Genomic DNA, 656 nt, shown 5'->3' with positions numbered 1-656 from the left:
TAACATTGCAAGTCAACTTAATCGTAAAGTGTCATTTTTAGGTCGTTCACTTGAAAGTTCGTTTAACATAGCACGTAAAATGGGATACTTTGATATACCAAAAGATTTATTAATACCTATTAACGAAGTGGAAAATTATCCTAAAAATGAAGTGATTATTATTGCTACAGGTATGCAAGGTGAACCAGTAGAAGCATTAAGTCAAATGGCTCGCAAAAAGCATAAAATTATGAACATAGAAGAAGGAGATTCAATATTCCTAGCAATTACTGCTTCAGCTAATATGGAGGTTATTATTGCAGATACATTAAATGAGTTAGTGCGTGCTGGAGCACATATAATTCCAAACAACAAGAAAATTCATGCGTCAAGTCATGGTTGTATGGAAGAATTGAAAATGATGTTAAATATTATGAAACCTGAATATTTTGTACCTGTTCAAGGTGAATTTAAAATGCAGATTGCACATGCCAAATTAGCAGCAGAAACCGGTGTAGCACCTGAGAAAATTTTCTTAGTTGAAAAAGGCGACGTGATTAGTTATAACGGTAAAGATATGATTTTAAATGAAAAAGTTCAATCAGGTAATATACTTATTGATGGGATTGGCGTTGGTGACGTAGGTAATATCGTATTAAGAGACAGACATCTATTAG

General features: G+C 32.9%; 1 pseudogene. It reads left to right on the top strand.

What is annotated here, in order from left to right:
* Positions 1-656 (top strand): annotated as a pseudogene (gene rnjB / locus IE142_RS39885) (ribonuclease J2); the annotation flags it as partial.

Origin of the sequence: Streptomyces mutabilis, from assembly GCF_014649815.1 — a bacterium.
In the GTDB taxonomy this organism is placed as follows: domain Bacteria; phylum Actinomycetota; class Actinomycetes; order Streptomycetales; family Streptomycetaceae; genus Streptomyces; species Streptomyces mutabilis.
The sequence above is the reverse complement of the archived record's forward strand: the minus strand, read 5'-3'. Positions and strand labels throughout refer to the sequence as shown.